The 17,805-nt window shown below is 58.8% G+C and carries 14 protein-coding genes; 6 read left to right on the plus strand and 8 right to left on the minus strand.

Going from position 1 to position 17,805, the window contains the following annotated elements:
- Positions 1-83: 83 nt before the first annotated feature.
- Complete coding sequence (gene pyrF, locus C1N84_RS08985) at positions 84-791, plus strand: orotidine-5'-phosphate decarboxylase (RefSeq protein WP_021505950.1); 708 nt, start codon at positions 84-86, stop codon at positions 789-791.
- Positions 791-1,114 carry a stress response translation initiation inhibitor YciH gene (gene yciH, locus C1N84_RS08990; RefSeq protein WP_021505951.1) on the plus strand — a complete coding sequence of 108 codons (324 nt, stop codon included), beginning with the start codon at positions 791-793 and terminating at the stop codon, positions 1,112-1,114. Before pyrF ends, yciH begins: the two co-directional genes overlap by 1 nt.
- A 69-nt stretch (positions 1,115-1,183) precedes the next feature.
- On the opposite strand, the gene osmB is transcribed toward yciH, so the two are convergent.
- Complete coding sequence (gene osmB / locus C1N84_RS08995; protein ID WP_031279061.1) at positions 1,184-1,399, minus strand: osmotically-inducible lipoprotein OsmB; 216 nt, start codon at positions 1,397-1,399, stop codon at positions 1,184-1,186.
- Positions 1,400-1,782: 383 nt separating this feature from the next.
- Between osmB and araD the strand changes: the two genes are divergently transcribed.
- A complete protein-coding gene (araD, locus tag C1N84_RS09000; protein ID WP_021505953.1) occupies positions 1,783-2,481 on the plus strand; it encodes an L-ribulose-5-phosphate 4-epimerase in 699 nt (232 codons plus the stop codon).
- Between the two features lie 293 nt (positions 2,482-2,774).
- On the plus strand, positions 2,775-3,641 hold the full coding sequence (locus C1N84_RS09005) for a crotonase/enoyl-CoA hydratase family protein (protein WP_021505954.1): 867 nt from the start codon (positions 2,775-2,777) through the stop codon (positions 3,639-3,641).
- A gap of 15 nt (positions 3,642-3,656) precedes the next feature.
- Here the strand turns inward: C1N84_RS09005 and pdeR are convergent, their stop codons facing one another.
- From pdeR to C1N84_RS09030, 5 genes are all read right to left on the minus strand, one after another.
- On the minus strand, positions 3,657-5,642 hold the full coding sequence (pdeR, locus tag C1N84_RS09010) for a cyclic di-GMP phosphodiesterase (protein ID WP_058758614.1): 1,986 nt from the start codon (positions 5,640-5,642) through the stop codon (positions 3,657-3,659).
- A gap of 153 nt (positions 5,643-5,795) precedes the next feature.
- The gene (locus C1N84_RS09015; RefSeq protein WP_264443443.1) at positions 5,796-6,080 is read right to left on the minus strand and encodes a YbdD/YjiX family protein; all 285 of its coding nucleotides are present in this window, start codon (positions 6,078-6,080) and stop codon (positions 5,796-5,798) included.
- Positions 6,073-8,139, minus strand: coding sequence for a carbon starvation CstA family protein (locus C1N84_RS09020; RefSeq protein ID WP_141495400.1), 2,067 nt, complete (start codon positions 8,137-8,139; stop codon positions 6,073-6,075). The genes C1N84_RS09015 and C1N84_RS09020 overlap by 8 nt, the downstream gene beginning before the upstream one ends.
- Before the next feature lie 184 nt (positions 8,140-8,323).
- Positions 8,324-10,258, minus strand: coding sequence for an exoribonuclease II (locus tag C1N84_RS09025; protein ID WP_058758611.1), 1,935 nt, complete (start codon positions 10,256-10,258; stop codon positions 8,324-8,326).
- Positions 10,259-10,384: 126 nt separating this feature from the next.
- Positions 10,385-12,694, minus strand: a complete 2,310-nt coding sequence (locus C1N84_RS09030; protein WP_058774634.1) for an FdhF/YdeP family oxidoreductase — start codon at positions 12,692-12,694, stop codon at positions 10,385-10,387.
- A gap of 247 nt (positions 12,695-12,941) precedes the next feature.
- Here C1N84_RS09030 and C1N84_RS09035 point away from each other — a divergent pair, with 247 nt between their 5' ends.
- Positions 12,942-14,531: a PTS transporter subunit EIIC gene (locus tag C1N84_RS09035; RefSeq protein ID WP_104092982.1), complete on the plus strand. Its 1,590-nt coding sequence runs from the start codon at positions 12,942-12,944 to the stop codon at positions 14,529-14,531.
- A gap of 188 nt (positions 14,532-14,719) precedes the next feature.
- Positions 14,720-15,616 (plus strand): LysR family transcriptional regulator, encoded by an 897-nt coding sequence (locus tag C1N84_RS09040; RefSeq protein WP_058758655.1) that lies wholly within the window; start codon positions 14,720-14,722, stop codon positions 15,614-15,616.
- On the opposite strand, the gene C1N84_RS09045 is transcribed toward C1N84_RS09040, so the two are convergent.
- Positions 15,613-16,743 (minus strand): CMD domain-containing protein, encoded by a 1,131-nt coding sequence (locus tag C1N84_RS09045; protein ID WP_264443450.1) that lies wholly within the window; start codon positions 16,741-16,743, stop codon positions 15,613-15,615. The genes C1N84_RS09040 and C1N84_RS09045 overlap by 4 nt on opposite strands.
- Before the next feature lie 194 nt (positions 16,744-16,937).
- Positions 16,938-17,726, minus strand: coding sequence for an enoyl-ACP reductase FabI (gene fabI, locus C1N84_RS09050; RefSeq protein WP_021505963.1), 789 nt, complete (start codon positions 17,724-17,726; stop codon positions 16,938-16,940).
- Positions 17,727-17,805: the final 79 nt, after the last annotated feature.

Consider the following 17,805-nt stretch of genomic DNA (forward strand, 5'->3'; position numbering starts at 1 on the left):
ACGTTGTCGTGGCCGGGTTGCACGGGTAGAATGCTTGCCGTTTGTCCATCGCGCCTGCGGGTGCCAGCCTCTGAGGAAACGTTATGCCTGTTACTCACTCACCGATTCTGGTGGCACTCGACTATCATGATCTCAATAGCGCACTGCAGTTCGTTGACCGTATCGATCCGGGCCAGTGTCGTCTGAAAGTGGGTAAAGAGATGTTTACCCTGTTTGGACCGTCGCTGGTGAAGACGTTGCAGGCGCGCGGTTTTGAGGTATTCCTCGATCTCAAATTTCATGACATCCCGAACACGACGGCGCATGCGGTCGCGGCGGCAGCGGATCTCGGCGTATGGATGGTCAACGTGCATGCCAGCGGCGGGGCGCGGATGATGAATGCGGCGCGCGAAGCACTGCTGCCGTTTGGCAGTGATGCGCCCTTGCTGATTGCGGTTACGGTGCTGACCAGCATGGACGAAGACGATCTCAAAGGTCTTGGCATCACCTTATCGCCGGCGCAGCAGGCTGAGCGTCTGGCACGGCTGACGCGCGAGTGTGGTCTTGATGGTGTGGTGTGCTCGGCGCAGGAAGCCGCGCACTTTAAACAGGTTATCGGGCAGGATTTCGCGCTGGTCACGCCGGGTATTCGCCCGGCGGGTAGCGAGGCCGGCGATCAGCGCCGCATCATGACGCCGCAGCAGGCACAACAGGCCGGCGTGGATTACATGGTGATTGGGCGACCTATCACTCAATCTGCCGACCCGGCGCAGACGCTGCAGCAAATCCTGCACAGTTTACAGGAGGGCTAATGGCTCAGGACAATCCGCTGGTTTACTCCACCGAAACCGGCCGTATTACACATAGCGAAGAGAAACCGCAGCGACCGAAAGGCGATGGCATCGTGCGCATTCAGCGCCAGACCAGCGGGCGTAAAGGTAAAGGCGTGTGCCTGATCACCGGCATCGATCTCGATGATGACGCGCTGGCAAAGCTGGCGGCCGAACTTAAGAAGAAGTGCGGCTGCGGCGGGGCGCTGAAAGAGGGCGTGATTGAGATTCAGGGCGATAAGCGCGATTTGCTTAAAACGCTGCTGGAAGCCAAAGGCATGAAGGTTAAACTGGCGGGCGGTTAATGAAAGCGGGCCACACAAGGTGGCCCGATGTGACGTAGATGCGCTGCGTAGCCTGCTACAATATTATTATTAATCAACCTGATGGCCAATAATGCCGCCCACCGCAGCGCCACCGACGGTACCCAGCGCGCTGCCGTTGGTGAGCACCGATCCACCAATAGCACCGGCACCGGCGCCAATCGCCGTGTTGCGGTCACGTTTTGACCAGTTGGAACAGCCGCTCAGGGCCACCACTAACGTCGTTGCCAGCACGGCAACCGTCACGCGTTTCATTGTTGTAGTCATGGACATCTCCTTGATGGTTTGCTCAGAGGCAACTCGTTAAGTATAGATGTTACGCCCTGAAGTTGTTCGCCCGATACACTCAGGCGGTGCTTTTCCTTCAGCCTGCACGCTGGCGCGCAACCACTTGCGCACGTTGTTCACGCTGCTGGCAAAAACCATTTTGGTACCGCCGCAGGCTTGAGATAATTCTAGGCGTAAGCGGATGTGTATGCAGAAAGAAAACTCTGAAATCCCGACGTGGTGTCCGCATCCGGATCCCGTATCAAACCCCACACTTTGCCCGCTTTAGCCACTTTCCGCTGCTAATCCAGCCATTCCCTCCATAACGTTTTTAGCGGTGGCTCCGCACAATTCACTGATGACTGTATGGCGGAGAAAACACAATGCTGGAAGCGCTGAAACAGCAGGTTCTGGAGGCCAATCTCGACCTGCCGCGTTACAACCTGGTGACCTTTACGTGGGGCAATGTCAGTGCGGTAGACCGCGAGCGCGGGCTGCTGGTGATCAAACCCTCGGGCGTTAAATATGAGCAGATGCAGCGCGACGACATGGTGGTGGTCGAACTGGAAAGCGGCAATGTCGTTGAGGGCCAGCTGCGGCCATCCTCGGATACCGCGACACACCGCGCACTGTATCTGGCGTGGCCGGAGATTGGCGGCATCGTGCACACCCATTCGCGCCACGCCACCATCTGGGCGCAGGCGGGCAGGGACATCCCGGCATGGGGCACCACCCACGCTGACGATTTCTATGGCACCATTCCCTGCACCCGCGCCATGCAACGGGCAGAGATTGAGCAGGAATATGAATGGCACACCGGCCAGGTCATCATTGAAACCTTTGCGCAGCGCGGCATTGAGCCCGGCGCGATTCCTGCTGCGCTGGTGAACTCCCACGGGCCGTTTGCCTGGGGTAAAGATGCACATAGCGCGGTGCACAGTGCGGTAGTGCTGGAAGAGGTGGCCTACATGGCGCTGCACACCGAGCAGCTGCGCGCGGAGCTGCCGCCTATCGCTCAGACCCTGCTTGACCTGCACTATCTGCGCAAGCACGGGAAGAACGCCTGGTACGGGCAAGGCTGAGCGCGTGATGTTGTCTCAAGGCACCGGCGGGTGCCTTTTTTATTTAAGGGGATTGCGTGCCCGGACGAGACGGAGACTGTTAATGCTGTGATTTATTCACTATGCGTTAAGCGTATTTATGCGCTTGCCGGCTGTTGCGCCGTCATTAAGTAAGCCCGCTAATCTTTCCTCAGGCAGGGGCTCGGGGATCTCTCTGGATTTTACGTTATAAATCAAACTCTCATTTGGTCTGGCCTCACTCTGCATTACGCTGATGTGGCGTTTAACGCATCACATAAATAGAGGATGAGACGATGACAGTAATTAACCAACCAACCTGCCGCCTGTTTACCGAAGTCGGCCAAACCACCCAGCTCGCCGCCTATTATGAGGAAGGCCGACACACCATGTGGATGATGCTGCGCGCTCAGCCGCGCCCCAGTTTCAACCACGAATTAATTGAGGAGATCATGAACCTGAGCTACGCCGCCCAGCGTTCCGGTCTGCCAATTGATTTCTGGGTGACCGGATCGCTGGTGCCGCAGATGTTTAACGCCGGGGGCGATTTGCGTTTCTTTGTCGAATGCATTCGCAACAACCGGCGTGAAGCACTGCGCGCCTACGCCCGCGCCTGTGTTGACTGCATCCATTCGGCGGCCCGCGGGTTTGACACCGGCGCAGTGACGCTGGCGATGATTGAGGGCAGTGCCTTGGGCGGCGGTTTTGAAGCGGCGCTGGCGCACCACTTCATTCTGGCGCAGAACAGTGCGCGTATGGGCTTCCCGGAAATTGCCTTCAACCTGTTCCCCGGCATGGGCGGCTACTCACTGGTGGCCCGCCGCTCCGGGATGAAGCTGGCCGAAGAGCTGATCTGTGAAGGGGAGTCGCACAGCGCAGAGTGGTATGAAACCCGTGGTCTGGTCGACAAAGTGTTCCAGCCTGGTGACAGCTACCGCACCACGCGCACCTTTATCGATACGCTGCGGCCAAAACTGAATGGAGTCCGTGCCATGCTGAAAGCGCGACAGCGCGTGCTGCAGCTGTCACGGGCAGAACTGATGGATATCACTGAGGATTGGGTCGACTATGCTTTCACGCTGGAACCGAAAGATATTGCCTACATGGAACGTCTGGTACAGCTGCAAAATCGTCACAGCGCATCACTGCGTAAAGCCGGTTAGCAGTACGCTAAGACGTTAAACGCGGGCAGGATGCTTAGCCAGCCAATGCCCGAGCTGCTCTGCGGGCATTGGTTTCGCATAATAATAACCCTGACGCCCATCGACACCGTTGGTCAGCACAAACTTCTCTTCGGCTTTGGTTTCGATGCCTTCGGCAATGACCTGTAAATCCAGGGCTTTCGCCACGGCAACGATCGCGCGCACCAGCGACTGCGATACCGGTTGCTTGTTGATATTGCGCACAAAACTTTGATCCAGCTTAATCGCATCGATCGGCACGCGCGCCAGCTGGGAAAGCGAAGAGTAGCCCGTGCCGAAATCATCCAGATGCACCTGTGCGCCTAACTCCTGAAACTGTTTCATCAGCTTCAGCGCACCGGCCTCGTTCTCGATCAGGCAGCTTTCCGTCAGCTCGATGTCTATCGGACACTCGCTGATGCCCGCTTCGCTCAGCGCCTGTTTCAGGTCGCTGTAGATGCTCTGGTCGATCAGCTGCTTGGCGGAAACGTTCACTGCGACACGCAGGTAAATGCCTTCGCTGCGCCATTTTACGATTTGCTGCAGCACGTTCAGCATCACCCAGCGCCCGAGCGGCACAATCAGTCCGGACTCTTCCGCGTAAGAGATGAAATCGCCAGGCGGCACCAGGCCGCGTTCAGGTGAATTCCAGCGCACCAGCGCCTCGGCACTGCGCACTTCGCCGTCGCGATCGATCTTCGGCTGATAGTGCACCACCAGATGATCCTGCTCCAGCGCTTTGCGCAGATTGGTATCCAGCCACAGATATTCAAATACGCGCTGGTTCATCTCGCTGGCGAACACGCAGAATTTGCCGCGCCCGTTCTCTTTAGCGTGGTACATCGCGGTATCGGCGTTACGAATCAGACTTTCGCGATCTTCACCATGCAGCGGGGCGAGGGCGATACCAATCGAGCAGCCGCTGTAGACTTCGATCAGCCCGATACGGAACGGCTGACGCAGCCGCTCCAGAATGCGTGAGGCCATCGCCTCCAGCGCCGCCTGACTGGTGTGCTCAGCCAGCACCACAAACTCATCACCGCCGAGGCGCGCCAGCGTCTGGTCCTTGCCGAGACAGCTGAGGATCGCCAGCGACACCGCCTGCAGCAGCTGGTCGCCAAACATATGGCCGTAGGCATCGTTTACCTTCTTGAAATTGTCGAGATCGAGGTAAACCACGCCGGTCTGGCTGCCATTAGCCAGCTCCAGTGCCAGGCTAATTTGCTGATGGATAGCGTTGCGATTCGGCAGGCCCGTCACCGTGTCGGTATTGGCCATAACGCGTAAGCGCTCCTGCGCCCGACGCTCTTCTGTGATGTCGGTTCCGGAACAGATGAGGAAAATTTCATTTTTTCCGCTACCGCTGTGGACGAACTTATTACGAAACAGAAACAGTCGCTGACCTTTTCGGGTTTTAACCCAGCGCTCCACTTCGTAGGAGTTGCCGTCGCGAAAGAACCCGGCGATGTTGCGGCGCGACGCCTGCGCTTCCTGCTTGGTCATAAACAGCTGAAACACATTGCGGCCAATCACTTCCTGCTCTTTCAGGCCGGTGTACTCTTCGCTCAGGCGGTTAAAACGCTGAATGTTGCCGCGCTGATCGAGGATGACGATTACCGAATTCGCTTCTGACACCACCTGTTCGGCGAAGGAGAGGCCAAGGGTTAAATCGCGCGCCACCGACGAGGTATCGCCCCAGGCGGATGCGGTACCGGCCCAGGTGGACTGATTCACTTTACGGCCGACAAAGTGCATCGGCACCGGCGAGCCATGCAGTGAAAGGGTCAGGTTGATGCTGGAAGTAATTACCGTCATGGCACGCAGCAGACTGGCCTGAGCCGGCGTCAGGGGCACCGCCATATTGGTATTGGCATTTTCATCTTCGGCAAAATGCAGCGCATCGCTATCTGAAGTTAAACGCCAATGAGGGCTGGTTGTGCCAAACAAGGTATATAGCAACGTTTGCCCTTGTTCATCGGTCATGGAAACTTCCTCCGGGGGAATGCGCAGCAGGGGTATCTCATTATTTTAGCAACAGTATTCAACCTCCTGCGCCAGCACAAGATGCAAACTGAATATATTTTTGTTTTTATTAAAGAATGGCACGAAAAAGCCCCGGATTCCGGGGCTGAAAGGTTAGCACGGGCACTTGCCGAGTTTGCCCGCCTGGCTGGGAAAACGCGCCTCCAGGCAGTAACGATGGAAGGCGCGCTCATCCATAGGGGTCTGTTCCGGATGTTTTTCGCGCATATGCTTCAGATAAGTTTGATAGTCGTGCACGCCCACCATTAACCGGAAGCTCTGCTGTAATCCCTGCCACAGACGCTGCCAGCGTGAGCACGGCGCGGCAGCGAGCGGTAAGCACTGCTGAATTTGCCAGCCCGCGTGCGGCTTTTTCCAGCGTAAAATGGCCTCAGACATTGCGCACCTCCTGCCGCAGTGACACGTCCGACTCATGGGTGGTCGGCACTGAACTGCGCAGCGCGCGCCGGATGACAAAGAACGCCGCAATCAGCATGGTTACCGCGACCAGCATGAAAAAGCCGCACAGCGCCGCGTTGATCTGGTTGCTGAACACGATGGTTTGCATGTCGGCCACGGTTTTCGCCGGTGCGATAATCACGCCCTCATCGAGACCTTTACGGAACTTACTGGCCTGCGCGAGGAAACCAATTGACGGTTTCTCATGGAAAATTTTCTGCCAGCCGGCGGTCATGGAGGTGATAAACAGCCAGGCGGTCGGCACAATCGTCACCCAGGCGTAACGCTGCTTTTTCATTTTGAACAGCACCACGGTACCGAGGATCAGCGCCATCGACGCCAGCATCTGGTTACCGATGCCAAACAGCGGCCACAGGGTGTTGATGCCGCCGAGCGGATCGACCACGCCCTGATACACGAAGAAACCCCAGCCCGCCACCGCCACGGTGGTACCGGCCATGTTCCCGAGCCACGAGCGGTTGTTAGCCAGCGAAGGTATCACGGTCCCGACCAGATCCTGCACCATAAAACGGCAGGCGCGGGTACCGGCATCCACGGCGGTGAGGATAAACAGCGCCTCAAACAGAATGGCGAAGTGATACCAGAACGCCATCATTGCACGGCTGTTAAACACCTCGGTGATGATATGCGCCATCCCGACGGCAAACGTCGGTGCGCCACCGGCGCGGGAGAGAATGGTGCTTTCGCCCACTTCGCCGGCGATACCGCTCAGCATCTCCGGCGTCACCACAAAGCCCCAGCCGTTAATTACCTGAGACGCGTTCTCCACCGTGGTGCCAATCAGCGCCGCCGGTGAGTTCATGGCAAAGTAGACGCCCGGATCGAGCACCGAGGCACAAATCAGCGCCATGATCGCCACAAAGGACTCCATCAGCATGGCGCCATAGCCGATAAAGCGAATATGGCTTTCGCGCTCCACCAGTTTTGGCGTCGTACCGCTCGACACCAGCGCGTGGAAGCCGGAGATCGCGCCGCAGGCAATGGTGATAAACAGGAACGGGAACAGCGCGCCGGAGAACACCGGCCCCGTGCCGTCGATAAAGCGCGTCACCGCCGGCATCTTCAGTTCCGGCATGGCGAACAGAATGCCCACCGCCAGCCCGATGATCACGCCGATTTTCAGGAAGGTGGAGAGGTAATCACGCGGCGCCAGCAGCAGCCACACCGGCAGTGACGAGGCAACAAAACCGTAGATCACCAGCACCCACGTCAGCTCGGTGCCTTTCAGGGTAAAAATCGGTCCCCAGTACGGATCGGCCGCCACGTCACCGCCGTAAATGATCGCCGCCATCATCAGCACAAAGCCGATGATCGACACTTCGGCGATTTTACCCGGGCGCAGAAAGCGCATATACACGCCCATGAACAGGGCAATCGGAATGGTGGCGGCGATGGTAAACAGCCCCCACGGACTGTTAGCCAGCGCTTTCACCACCACCAGCGCCAGCGCGGAGAGAATAATGATCATCACACCGAGCGCACCGAGCATGGTGACCACGCCGGCGAACGAGCCCAGTTCCTGGCGCGCCATCTCACCCAGCGAACGACCGTCGCGGCGCGTGGAGATAAACAGCACCAGAAAATCCTGCACCGCGCCGGCCAGCATCACGCCGACCAGAATCCAGATGGTGCCGGGCAGAAAACCCATCTGCGCCGCCAGGATCGGCCCGACCAGCGGACCGGCACCGGCGATCGCGGCAAAGTGGTGGCCAAACAGCACCCATTTGTTGGTAGGAACATAGTCCAGCCCGTCATTGAAGCGCTCTGCCGGCGTGCGGCGCCGGTCGTCCAGCTCAAAAATGCGCCTGGCGATAAACAGGCTGTAGAAGCGATACGCGATGCTATAGCAGGCGACGGAGGCGATCACCAGCCAGACGGCATTAACGTGTTCGCCGCGACTGAGCGCCAGCATGGCGAACGCAGCCGCACCAATTAACGCCACCGCTAACCAGATCAATCCGGTTCTGACGTTGTTCATGAGTTAACTCCTTGTAGGGACCGGGAAAAAGGCGATCGGAATACAACAAGTTAAAAGTAATGTAATGAATTGTTAACGACAGGGAATCGGATCAGAAGTGTGAAGCGGGAAACAAATTTAACAACTGTTCAGGCGGGCGGGAAAAAATGCGGGATAACGGCTGTTATCCCGCACGATTTCATGCTCAGGCGGCCGGACGGGCCACCACGCTGCGTGTTTCCATGCGCACTTCGGCGATGGTCACATCAATCACATCGGTCACGCGGTAGGCCACTTCACCTTTGATCTGCACGGTGCCGCTCTCCTGCGAGCACACCAGTTCGTCACGTACGGCGTGAATGAACGGGGCAGGGATAAAGGCGACCGCACCGTTCTCCAGCAGGCGCACGCGCATGCCGCCGCGCGAAACGTCGATGATCTCCGCGCTGAATTTGCGGTCAGTGCCGGCAAACGGCGCGAGGAAGCGCGCGTACAGCCAGTCACCGACATCGCGCTCGGCCATGCGGTTGAGACGGCGACGCTCACTCATGATCAGGGTCACGTCATCCTGTGGCCGCGCAATGCTTTCGCCGCGCACGATAGCCTTCAGCAGACGATGGTTGATCATGTCGCCGAATTTACGAATCGGTGACGTCCAGGTCGCGTAGGCGTCGAGGCCGAGACCAAAGTGCGGGCCCGGTTCGGTGCTGATTTCGGCGAAACTCTGGAAACGACGAATGCGGCTGTCGAGATACTGGGTTGGCTGCGCATCAAGCTGACGACGCAGCTGACGGAAGCCTTCCAGCGTGGTAATGGCCTGCGGATCAACCGTGATACCGTGACCAGCCAGCACGCCAGCCGCCTGTTCCGCGTTCGCCTGGTCGAAACCGGTGTGCAGGTTGTAGATACCGAAGCCAAGCTTCTCCTGCAGCACTTTAGCGGCGCAGACGTTAGCGAGGATCATCGCTTCTTCCACGATGCGGTTAGCGATGCGGCGCGGTTCCGCAATAATATCCAGCACTTCGCCTTTCTCACCCAGCACGAAGCGGTAGTCAGGGCGATCTTTGAACACCAGCGCGTGCGTCTGACGCCACTCGCCGCGCGCCAGGCACAGGCGATGCAGCAGGCGAATCTGCTGCGCGATGGTGTCATTTTCCGGCTGCCAGCTGCCGCTGTTCTCCAGCCAGTCCGACACTTCGTCGTACACCAGCTTGGCTTTGGATTCGATCCACGCGGCAAAGAAGTGGGCATCGTCAGCCAGGCTGCCATCCGGCAGCACAGTAACGCGACACACCAGCGCCGGACGCCTGACGTTAGGGCGCAGCGAGCAGACATCATCTGACAGTTCGCGCGGCAGCATCGGGATGTTAAAGCCCGGCAGATAGTTGGTGAAGGCGCGTCTGGCGGCCAGCTGGTCGAGTTCGCTGCCGGCGGCAACGTAAGCGGTCGGGTCGGCAATGGCGATGGTCAGCGCCAGCTTGCCTTCTGCCAGCTCTTCAACATACAGCGCATCGTCCATATCTTCGGTGCTGGCGCTGTCGATGGTGACAAAGTTCAGCGCGGTGAGATCTTCACGCTGCAGCTGTTCGTCCAGCATCTCGCCAAAGCCCACTTCCGGTGCTTCGCGCTCCAGATTGTGGCGCGACAGCGTGACCCACCACGGCGCGAGGTGATCGTCCGCGGTGACAACAAATTCGGTCAGTTCGGCATAGAAACCGCGATCGCCTTTCAGCGGATGACGGCGCATCTCTGCCACGGCCCAGTCACCGTTCTGGAAATCGTGGGTCAGGCCACGCACCGCACGGCACTGAATCGCGTCTTTCAGCAGCGGATGATCCGGCACGATAGACAGGCGGTCATCTTTTTTCTGCACGCGGCCGACAAAGCGCGTCAGGAACGGCTCAATCAGGGTTTCCGGCTCCGCGCTCTCGCGGTCTTTATCAGTGTGGATCACGGCGGAAATGCGGTCGCCGTGCATCACTTTCTTCATCTGCGGAGGGGGAATGAAGTAGCTTTTCTGAGCGTCAACTTCGAGGAAGCCAAAGCCTTTTTCCGTGCCTTTCACAACACCTTCGGCGCGCGGGGTCTGCGCGTGAAGCTTCTCTTTCAGCTGCGCGAGCAGCGGGTTATCCTGGAACATAATATATTTAGTTTCGTGGCCTAAGAGCGGTGGACAGTTTTACGCGAATCAGGTCCGCGCGGCAAGGCTAAAACAGGCGAAAAAGCCGCTTTACGCGGCTTTTTACTTTCTGGTAACGCACAGAACTCAGGCGATACGCTGGGTGGGCGCGGCGGCGGTCAGCGCCAGCTTCACCGGTACCGATTTAGAGGTGGGCGTGCCGCTGCCGTCACCGTAGCTGGAGAGCGGTACCAGCGGATTGGTCTCCGGATAGTAGGCGGCAAGGTTACCGCGCGGAATATTATACGGCACCAGCTTAAAGCCGCTGACGCGACGCGTCAGACCGTCATTCCACAGGGTTTCAATGTCAACCAGCTGCCCTTCGCTGAAACCGAGCGACGCCATGTCGTCCGGGTGGATAAACACCACTTCACGCTGACCGTACACGCCGCGATAGCGGTCATCCAGGCCATAAATGGTGGTGTTGTACTGGTCATGCGAGCGCAGCGTCTGCAACGTGAACGGCACTTCAACGTCATTGCCCAGCTGCGGGAACAGCGAGGTCGGCAGTGCCGCCGCGCTGAATTCTGCCTGACGCGATGGCGTATTGAAACGCAGTTCTGCGGCAGCGTTACCGAGGTAAAAGCCGCCGGGAATATCACACTGACGGTTAAAATCAGCGAAGCCGGGGATGGTCGCCGCAATGTGATCGCGAATGACGTTGTAATCAGCGGCCATGCCGAGCCAGTCGATGTGGTCGCTGCCCAGCGTCGCGTGCGCGATACCGGCCACAATGGCTGTTTCCGAACGCTGCGTCTCCGCCAGCGGAATGCCGACACCTTCTGAGGCATGCACCATGCTGAACGAATCTTCCACTGTGATGAACTGGTTGCCGCTGGCCTGGCGATCGCGCTCGGTACGGCCCAGCGTCGGCAGAATCAGGCCTTCGTGGCCCGGTACCAGATGGCTGCGGTTCAGCTTGGTGCTGATGTGTACCGTCAGACCACAGTGCTGCAGCGCTTCTTCGGTAACCGGTGAGTCCGGCGCCGCCGCGGCGAGGTTACCGCCCAGCGCAATCAGCACTTTGACTTCATCACGCAGCATGGCGTTGAGCGCTTCAACCGTGTTATGACCGTGCTCGCGCGGCGGTTCAAAAGCAAAATGTGCGCCCAGCGCATCAAGGAACGCTTTCGACGGTTTCTCGTCGATGCCCATGGTGCGGTTACCCTGCACGTTACTATGGCCGCGCACCGGGCACAGGCCTGCGCCTTGTTTGCCGAGCTGGCCAAACAGCAGCTGCAGGTTAACGATTTCCCGTACCGTATCGACCGAGTGTTTGTGCTGAGTAATGCCCATCGCCCAGGTGATGATCACCCGTTCGGCGCTCTGGTAAATGGCGGCGGCTTCGCGAATCTGCGCTTCGCTCAGGCCCGACTGCTGCACAATTTGCTCCCAGCGGGTCTCGTCGACGGCCGCCAGATACTGCTCAACGCCTTGGGTGTTGGCGTCAATAAAGGCCTGATCGAATATGCCTTTTTCACCGGCGGCCAGCCGTTTACGCTGCTCTTCCAGTAGCGCTTTAACCATGCCGCGCACCGCCGCCATATCACCGCCGAGGTTAGGCTGATAATAGGCAGAACTGATGTTGCCGGCCATCGAGGTCACCACTTCCAGCGGCTTCTGCGGATCGGCAAAACGTTCCAGGCCGCGCTCGCGCAGGGTATTGAAGGTCACGATTCTGGCGCCGTGATCGGCGGCGTGACGCAGGCTGTGCAGCATGCGTGGATGGTTGGTGCCGGGGTTCTGACCAAAGACAAAAATCGCATCAGCGTGGTCGAAATCGTCCAGGCGAATGGTGCCTTTACCGACGCCAATGCTGCGTTTCAGTCCGGTGCCGCTGGCTTCGTGACACATGTTGGAGCAGTCAGGGAAATTGTTGGTGCCCAGCACGCGACCAAACAGCTGGTACAGCCACGAGGCTTCATTGCTGGCGCGACCGGAGGTGTACAGCTCCAGCTGATCCGGATGATCCATCGCCTGCAAATGCTGCGCGATCAGCGCGAAGGCGTCATTCCAGCTAATCGGTTCATAGTGATCGGTCGCGCTGTTGTAGCGCATCGGGTGGGTCAGACGGCCCTGATACTCAAGGAAATAGTCGCTCTGCTGATACAGGGTGCTGACGCTGTGGCGGGCAAAAAATTCTGGCTCAACAACGCGGCGCGTCGCTTCCCAGGTCACGGCTTTCGCGCCGTTTTCACAGAAGCTGAAGGTGCTCTTGTTATCATCGCCCCAGGCACAGCCCGGGCAGTCAAAGCCGCGCGCTTTGTTCATGCGCATCAGGTTACGCATGTTTTTCAGGGCGGCTTTACTGTCAAGGACAAAACGGGTGGTGGCTTCCAGCGAGCCCCAGCCGCCCGCAGCGGCGCGATAGGGCTGAATCTTACGTTTAAATTTCATGATAGTCGCAGGCTTATTGTTTATGAATTGTTATCAGAATATGACTTCTGTTGGTGAGAAGTGTGCGACTGACGGCAAAAGTTGTCTAATTGATTGACTTAATGGTGCGATAGTTAACGTTTATCGCGCGCCAGGGGTAAAAGCGTGATCGCCATCATAAATTATCGGCTGTCGCGCGCCGGCGTGTAAGTGCGCGGCCAAATAGTGGCTAATAATTGCTCTTTCCGTTAGCAAAAGGGCGCGCTCCATGAAGCAACTTGCCAGTCAGGTTCACGCATTCGGCAAAGCCTTAATGATGCCGATCTCCGTCATTGCTGCCGCCGGTATTTTTCTCGGTCTGGCCGCCGCGTTGCAGAATCCGGCGATCACCGGTGAAGCATTTGCCAGTTTACAGGTGCCGCAGTTGATCATCGGTTTTATTCGTAAAGTGGCGGGCGCGCTGTTTGCCAACCTGCCGGTATTTTTTGCCGTCGCCAGCGCAATTGGGCTGGCCAAAGCGGAGAAACCCACCGCCGCGTTTGCGGCAGTGATTGGCTATATCGCCATGAATGTGGGGATCAGCGCCACGCTGGCGGCGAAAGGGCTGACGGCAGCCACCACCACGCCCGAGGCGCTGCAGCAGGCGGGTATGGACCAGACCAGCGCCATGATGACGTCAGCCGAGTACATCGACATGCTCGGCATTTTTACCTACAACATGAGCGTGCTGGGCGGGGTGATTGCCGGCCTGCTCACTGTGATGCTGCACAACCGCTTCTATACCCAGCAGTTGCCCACGGCGATCAGCTTTTTTGGCGGCCGTCGCTTTGTGCCCATCGTGACGGTGGTGGTGCTGCCGCTGACGGGCGTGCTGCTGGCGCTAATCTGGCCAACCATCGGCCAGGGCATTGCGTGGGTCGGCCAGATGATCGGTAAAAGCGGTCAGTACGGTGCCTTTTTGCTCGGTGCCTGCGAGCGCCTGCTGATTCCGACCGGCCTGCATCACATCCTCAATGAAACCGTGCGCTTTACGCCGATTGGCGGCATGGCGACGGTGGACGGCCAGACCATCGTCGGCGCGCTGAATATTTTTAACACTTCGCTGACCCATCCCGGCGCGATTCCGGACGACACCGTGCGTACCGCCACGCAGTTTCTCGCTCAGGGCAAAATCCCGGTGATGATGTTCGGTCTGCCCGCCGCCGCGCTGGCCATCTATCACACCGCCAAACCTGAACATAAGCAGCGGGTCAAAGCGCTGGTGCTGGCCGGCGCGCTGACCTCGTTTACCACCGGCATCACCGAACCGCTGGAGTTCTGCTTCATCTTCGTCTCGCCGGTGTTGTACGTGATGCACGCGCTGCTGACCGGCCTGTCATTTATGCTGATGTCGATGCTGCACCTGATGATCGGTAACGTGCAGGGCGGCGCGATTGATCTGCTGGTGTTTGGCATTCTCGGCGGCAGCAAAACCCACTGGTGGTGGACGCTGGTGCTGGGCGCCATTTATGCGCCGGTTTATTACTGGGGCTTTCGCCTGGTGATTACCCGGATGCAGGTCGAAACGCCGGGGCGCGAATCCGAAGAGGAAGCCAAACCGTTGCAGGTGGCGGCGGATGAACGCACCCGCGTGATCATCAGCGGGCTGGGCGGAGAGGCCAATATAGAGGACGTCGATTGCTGCTTCACTCGCCTGCGCGTGCGGGTCAAAGAGATGAAAGAAGTGGTGGATCAAACGCTGCTGTCGACCGGTGCCAACGGCGTCAACCGCGTCAGCGAGCACGATGTGCAGGTAATTTACGGGCCGCAGGTCGAGAAGATCGCCAATGAGGTGAAAAGTGCGCTCGGCGTCGCCTGATGCCGGGCGGTACCGTTAATCATGTGGGGCGCGGTCGGTGGCGACCCGCCGCGTCTCCGCGTATACATCACCCGCTATCCGCCTGAGCAATCCGCCTGACAACGCAGAAATTTCTTCGCTGAGTGCGCGTTGGGGCGCGACGAGTTTTGCTACCATAACGCGATAAAAATTCGACGGTGGATAAGAAAATCGACATCAAGCAATTGATTTATTTGTGCAATCTGGAGCGCGAGCGCCATTTTGGCCGCGCGGCGGAGGCCAGCTTCGTCAGCCAGCCCACGCTCTCGATGCGGCTTAAAAACCTTGAGCGCGAGCTGGGGCTGTCGCTGATCAATCGCAGCAACAACTTTGACGGCTTCACGCCGGAAGGGGAACGCGTGCTGACGTGGGCGCGCGAAATTGTTTCGGTGTATCAGGGACTGAAGCTGGAAGTGGAGTCGCTGAAGCACGGCGTTAACGGCACGCTGCGGCTGGGCGTGATGCCACAGTGCAGCGTGGCGCTGCCAGCATTACTGAAAGCGGTGGAAGCGCGCTATCCACAGCTCGACTACCGCGTTTCCGCCATGAGCGCCGATCAACTGCTGGAAGCGCTTAACAGCCACACCGTGGACGGCGGTATCGGCTTTTTTGAGCTGACGTCACTGCGGGAACTGCATTTCCAGACCGCGCTGCTCAACGATCGCGGTGTCGAAGCCATTTTCCATCCCGATCATTTCCCGGCGCTGCTGCAGCATGAGCGGCTATCGCTGCACACGCTGGCGAGCCAGCCACTGTGCCTGGCCGAGCCCACGCGCTATTTCCGGCGTTACCTCGACGGACAGCTGCGTGAAACCGGCGTGCTGCCGCGGGTGATTGTGGAAAGCGCCTCGGTGATGCAGTTGATTCAGAGTGCGCAGGTTGGTCTGGGCGTCATGGTGTCGCCCTGCGGCCATCTGCTACCGGAAATGCTGCACCATCTGGCGCGCCGGCCAATTGATATCGCGCCGATGGGGCGTCAGGCGGCGCTGGTGATTGCCGAGCCGGGCAGGGCGTCGCCGCTGTCGCAGCACTTCTTTGACGAAGCACGCCGCCACCTGGCGGATTAGCGCGCTTCGCCCAGCGCCATCAGCAGTCGATCCTGCCAGCTGGCAAATGCCACCGCCTGCATCAGCGTGAACAGGCGCTCGCTGCCCCAGCCCGCGTTTAACAGCGGCTGCAGATGGGCAGCACTGAAGCGCTCCGGCAGCCGTGTAAGCTGGGCGCTCAGCGCGATTATCTGCTGCGTCAGGCTGTCATCGCTGGCCTGATCCACATCGTGCAGCAAACGCGTGCGCCAGCCGTTCGCCAGCTGCGCGAACTGGCGTCGGCAGCCCAGCACGCGCGCGCTGACTGCCTGCGCCAGCTGTTCCTCTTCCCCACCATAAGCCTCAAGCCGCTGACGCAGTGTCGCCCAGCCATACAGCGCCTGGGCATCGTGCACCAGCAGCCAGACGGCGTCGTCGAGTCCGGCCATACCCTGACAAAAGGTCACAGCCGCCAGCTGGTCAGCGCTGGCATAGCGCAGCTCAACCGGCTTGATGGCGTGCTGCCAGGCGGCGTCGTGACTGAACAGCGCCGCATCGGCGTCGGCGGGCGGCGTGACACCAGGGATCCAGCGCACCGGCAGGCCCATCATCGCCTGAAGCGCGGCGACCACGCGCGCCTGATAGCTGACGTAGCCTACTAGCTGGTTGAGCGTAACGATATCGGGTTCAGTCAGGCCTACCGCATCCAGCGCGCTGATGCTGCTGGCGGTAATCAGCTCCGGCTGCATCGCCAGCTGGCGCGCATACTGCGTGATTTGCGTCAGGCGATTATTGCTTTCGCGCGAAGAATCCGGTCCCGGCAGCGGATTAAGCCGCGCCGAGTAGTGATTGCACAGCCGCTGCACGCCAGCCACCTGTGCCACCGTGAGTGCGGTGCTGAGACGATCGTACAGCGTTAGCGTGTGAGTCAGCGAGGTGCTGACTGCATCGGGCAGCAGGGTATGGCTCAGGTCGCGTGCCGCCTGTAGCACTGGCTGAAAGCGCTGCAGCAGCGGCTGCAGTGCGCTGGCTTCCTGCTGCAGGCCGAGCAGAAAACGGTCATCAATATGAGCGGCTTCGGGAACCAGGGGAGCAGCAGCGGACGTATGCGGGCGAGTCTGGCTTTCATAAAACCAGTGGTCATGGCCGGGAGAACGGCGGTGTTCCATGGTCATTCCTTTCGCAAAAAACGGACTGAGTGCACAACGGGCAAATCTGAAAAGCGCATCGCCACTCAAGGGCTAGCTTATCGTCGCTGAACGGCTGTCCACGGCAAAAGAATGATGGGGAATAATTAATAGCGTGTGGCTATAAGGCGGGGAGAGAAAAGAAAAAGGGCGAGCACCTGGCTCGCCCGCAGAACTTATTTCAGTTCCAGCTCGTTCATCGCGGCAATGCTGAAGCCACCATCCACGTGCACCACTTCACCGGTGATACCACCCGCCAGGTCTGAGCACAGGAAGGCCGCAGAGTTACCTACGTCTTCGATGGTGACGGTACGGCGAATCGGGGTAACCGCTTCGCAGTGTGCCAGCATCTTACGGAAATCTTTGATGCCTGATGCGGCCAGGGTACGGATTGGACCGGCAGACACGGCGTTAACACGCACGCCTTCCGGACCCATCGCGTTCGCCATGTAACGCACGTTGGCTTCCAGCGACGCTTTCGCCAGACCCATCACGTTGTAGTTCGGGATAGCGCGCTCTGCACCCAGGTAAGAGAGGGTCAGCAGTGCTGCGTTCGGGTTCAGCATCGCGCGGCACTCTTTGGCCATCGCCACAAAGCTGTAGGCGCTGATGTCGTGCGCGATTTTGAAGCCTTCACGGGTAACGGCGTTCACGTAGTCGCCATCCAGCTGGTCGCCCGGGGCGAAGCCGATGGAGTGAACAAAGCCGTCAAATTTCGGCCAGGTTTTTGCCAGTTCAGTGAACAGGGCAGTGATGCTCTCGTCTTCTGCCACATCGCACGGCAGAACAATGTCTGAACCCAGTTCTTTAGCGAACTCTTCCACGCGACCTTTCAGTTTGTCGTTCTGGTAGGTGAAAGCCAGTTCTGCGCCCTGTTTGTGCATCGCCTGCGCAATACCGTAGGCGATGGAAAGTTTACTGGCAACGCCAGTAATCAGAATGCGCTTACCGGAAAGAAAACCCATAGCTGTAATCCTTATGGTCATTGTTGTTGGCGGTCGCGATGATTAAAAATTGTGCGACCGACGTTAATCGACGTGCGGA

Source organism: Pantoea sp. SGAir0418, assembly GCF_043529865.1.

Bases quoted from the DNA above. Each gene is read 5' to 3' on its own strand.
- pyrF (WP_021505950.1), top strand. From the start codon at position 84: ATGCCTGTTACTCACTCACCGATTCTGGTGGCACTCGACTATCATGAT.
- yciH (WP_021505951.1), top strand. From the start codon at position 791: ATGGCTCAGGACAATCCGCTGGTTTACTCCACCGAAACCGGCCGTATT.
- osmB (WP_031279061.1), bottom strand. From the start codon at position 1,399: ATGACTACAACAATGAAACGCGTGACGGTTGCCGTGCTGGCAACGACG.
- araD (WP_021505953.1), top strand. From the start codon at position 1,783: ATGCTGGAAGCGCTGAAACAGCAGGTTCTGGAGGCCAATCTCGACCTG.
- C1N84_RS09005 (WP_021505954.1), top strand. From the start codon at position 2,775: ATGACAGTAATTAACCAACCAACCTGCCGCCTGTTTACCGAAGTCGGC.
- pdeR (WP_058758614.1), bottom strand. From the start codon at position 5,642: ATGACCGATGAACAAGGGCAAACGTTGCTATATACCTTGTTTGGCACA.
- C1N84_RS09015 (WP_264443443.1), bottom strand. From the start codon at position 6,080: ATGTCTGAGGCCATTTTACGCTGGAAAAAGCCGCACGCGGGCTGGCAA.
- C1N84_RS09020 (WP_141495400.1), bottom strand. From the start codon at position 8,139: ATGAACAACGTCAGAACCGGATTGATCTGGTTAGCGGTGGCGTTAATT.
- C1N84_RS09025 (WP_058758611.1), bottom strand. From the start codon at position 10,258: ATGTTCCAGGATAACCCGCTGCTCGCGCAGCTGAAAGAGAAGCTTCAC.
- C1N84_RS09030 (WP_058774634.1), bottom strand. From the start codon at position 12,694: ATGAAATTTAAACGTAAGATTCAGCCCTATCGCGCCGCTGCGGGCGGC.
- C1N84_RS09035 (WP_104092982.1), top strand. From the start codon at position 12,942: ATGAAGCAACTTGCCAGTCAGGTTCACGCATTCGGCAAAGCCTTAATG.
- C1N84_RS09045 (WP_264443450.1), bottom strand. From the start codon at position 16,743: ATGGAACACCGCCGTTCTCCCGGCCATGACCACTGGTTTTATGAAAGC.
- fabI (WP_021505963.1), bottom strand. From the start codon at position 17,726: ATGGGTTTTCTTTCCGGTAAGCGCATTCTGATTACTGGCGTTGCCAGT.